Origin of the sequence: Microbacterium sp., assembly GCF_031988965.1 — a bacterium.
Lineage (GTDB): Bacteria > Actinomycetota > Actinomycetes > Actinomycetales > Microbacteriaceae > Microbacterium.
This window is the reverse complement of sequence record NZ_DALZXX010000232.1, coordinates 1-2815: the sequence shown is the minus strand read 5'-3', so window position 1 is coordinate 2815 and position 2815 is coordinate 1. Positions and strand designations below refer to the sequence as shown.

Genomic DNA, 2815 nt, shown 5'->3' with positions numbered 1-2815 from the left:
AACGCTGAGCGGGCGCGGCCTTGCTGCGCCGTACCGGTCCGGTCGGGCGCGAGGGCCGTCGCTGCTGCTTCGCCATCAGGCCAGAGTACCCGGCGGGGGTGCGCCCGCCGGGCCGATCCGGGGCTGTCGGATCAGGCGGCGAGCCAGAGGTCCGGGCCGAAGATCTCGTAGCGGATGGACCTCGCGGGCACGCCGGCGTCGATCAGCTTCGAGCGGGTGGACTGCATGAACGCGAGCGGGCCGCACAGGATGTAGTGCCCGTCGCGGGGCAGTTCGACGTCGTCGAAGTGCATCACACCCTCGACGGTGCGGACTCCGACGTGGGCGTTGTCGCCCACAGCCGCTCCCTGACCGATGTGCGCATGCGCGTCGATGTGAGCGCCTTCGCCGATCACGGCATCCGGTTCGATCCAGGCACCGCGTGCCACGGTCGCGCCGGCCCCGACTCGTGCGCCGGGTTCGACGTATGCGCCTGCTTCGACGTGCGCCTTGGGATGGACCTTCGCGCCGTGCGCGACGAGACCGCGACCGTTGGCGTGCTTGCGATACCGCAACGTGGCGCCCTGGTCGTTCTCGATGTCGATGTAGTTCTTACCCACGATTCCTCCCCGTGTTCCGAACCTGCTCCGAACCTGTTCGGATATATCAACAACCACGGGACCGCTCGATTCATTCCCGAGCATGGAATCAGATCATTTCTGGCAGACGGGACACCAGAAGGTGATGCGCTCGCGCGTGGGATCCGCGCCCAGTTCGCCGCGACGGATGAGGGTGCCGCAGCGGCGGCACGGCCTCCCCGAACGGCCGTAGACCCAGGTGCCCTGACCCGGCCGGTCGACACCGGTGAAGGTGCGATGGCGGCGATCGCGGTTGGCCCGGATCGTGCGCACGCCCAGGGCGAGCAGCGCCACGACATCGACCTCGGGCGTCGGGGTCGTGGGCAGGACTCCGCGGAGGAACAGCAGCTCCGCGGCGTACTCGTTGCCGAAGCCGGCCACATTGCGCTGATCGAGGAGTGCGACGTGGATCGCACGGGTGTCGGCGCTCAGACGACGGGCGGCTTCGGCGGCGTCCCACTCAGGACCGAGGGGATCGGGGCCCAGGTGGCCCACCAGCTCATCCTCGTCGCGCGTGGGCACGATCTCGATCTCGGCGAGGTCGATGCCGACCGCATCGCGTTCGGCCGTGCCGACGATCGCGCGGACCTTGAAGGCAGGATGCCGCCACTTCTCGCCCGAGCGATACGTCAGCCATGCCCCGTCCATGCGCAGATGGGAATGCAGTGTGCTGTCGCCGATGCGCAGCAGCAGGTGCTTGCCGCGCGGGATCGAGGCGATGATCGGCTGGCCGGTCAGATCGACCGTCGCGAAGCGCGGCACGCGCAGGTCGAAGCGCGTGACCTCTGACCCGACGAGCGCCTCGTCGAGGCGCCGCGCCGTGCGGAAGACGGTGTCGCCCTCGGGCATCAGGCGGGTCCCGGATGCTCTGCGGCGATCGCGGTGAGCGGTGTGCGCTGCAGCATGCTGCGAGCGAGCAGGGTCGAGCCCGCGACGGCCGCGGGCATCACCGCGACCGCGCCGCCGGGGATGAGGAAGCACAGCTGCGTCGCGACACCGAACCCGAGGACCCGGGCGCGGCTGCCGCGGAACAGCGTGGCGCGGTCGGCGGGGGAGAGATCGCGGGCGTCGAACGAGCGTCCGGTGAGCTCTCGAGCGAGCAGTCGGCCCGAGAGCGTGACGCCGAGCACCGCGCCGAGCACACCGCCCACCAGCGGGATGAGTCCGATCAGCAGCACGACGATCGCGACCAGCAGACCGAGGAGCACGAGTCGGATGCCTTCGCCGAGCGCGGTCCAGAAGCCGCCGCCCTCGGAATCGGGCGCGTCGCCGAGATCCTTCTCGACCGCATGCCAGATGCGCTGGTAGAACGGGTCGCCGATCGCGAGGGCGAGCGCGCTGAACACCGCACTCGCGAGCGCGAGAGCCGCGACGAGCACGACCAGGCTCACCGCCCCGCGGAACAGCGACCGCCACGGCTCGAGCCAGCGATCGGCGAACGGCGTGATCGCGTCGGAGATCAGGCCGAGCGAGAGCGCGAGGGGCACGAGAACCGCGATCAGGAGCGCGGCCGCGATCAGGGCGGGCACCAGACCGAGCGCCATGAGTCCGGGGCGTCGACGCCAGGTGCCGAACCCGCGCAGCAGGGTGCGGACTCCCTCGAAGAACTCGCCGATCATGACCTCAGCCTAGGAGGCCGCCGGGGGAGACGTCGCGTGCAGAACGAGATCGCGCAGCATCCGCACGTCGAGATCCCCAACACGCTGGCGAGGAGATCTCGCGCAGCGAAGGACCGGATTCCGGATTCTCTCCTTCGCTGCGTGAGATCTCCTTCGCTGCGTGCAGGGGCCCGGAGAGGTGCCCGGCATGCGGCGTGGATCGTGCGGCGCAGCCTCAGATCGCCTTGCGCAGGGTGTATCCGCGGGGCGTCGCGACGAAACCGGCCTCCTGCAGGGCGAGCGCGAGATCGGTGCCGTAGACGCCGTCGCCGTTCACCTTCTCGACCGTCAGCGTGTCGAGCCGGCGGGCGCGTGCGGTCGCGGCCAGGTCGGTGGCGGCGGCTTTCAGGATGTCGGTGTCGTCTGTGAAGCACAGCACCGTACGCCCTCCGCGTTCGAGATACAGCACGAGCGACCCGTCGACGAGCACGACCAGACCACCCGCCTTGCGTCCCGGACGGTGCGACACGTCGTCTCGGCGCGGCCACCCGAGCGCGGCGCCGTAGGGATTCGCCGGATCCGTCGCGGCGAGGGTCACGG

At 70.2% G+C, this 2815-nt stretch carries 4 protein-coding genes; all 4 read right to left on the bottom strand.

What is annotated here, in order from left to right; translation table 11 throughout:
- Nucleotides 1-131: 131 nt before the first annotated feature.
- Nucleotides 132-599, bottom strand: a complete 468-nt coding sequence (locus RTM68_RS18090) for a transferase (protein ID WP_312173667.1) — start codon at nucleotides 597-599, stop codon at nucleotides 132-134.
- 93 nt (nucleotides 600-692) lie between these two features.
- On the bottom strand, nucleotides 693-1466 hold the full coding sequence (locus RTM68_RS18085; protein ID WP_312173665.1) for a DNA-formamidopyrimidine glycosylase family protein: 774 nt from the start codon (nucleotides 1464-1466) through the stop codon (nucleotides 693-695).
- Nucleotides 1466-2236 (bottom strand): EI24 domain-containing protein, encoded by a 771-nt coding sequence (locus RTM68_RS18080; RefSeq protein ID WP_312173662.1) that lies wholly within the window; start codon nucleotides 2234-2236, stop codon nucleotides 1466-1468. The genes RTM68_RS18085 and RTM68_RS18080 overlap by 1 nt, the downstream gene beginning before the upstream one ends.
- Before the next feature lie 214 nt (nucleotides 2237-2450).
- The coding region (locus tag RTM68_RS18075; RefSeq protein ID WP_312173659.1) for a hypothetical protein at nucleotides 2451-2815 on the bottom strand (365 nt) is incomplete at its 5' end.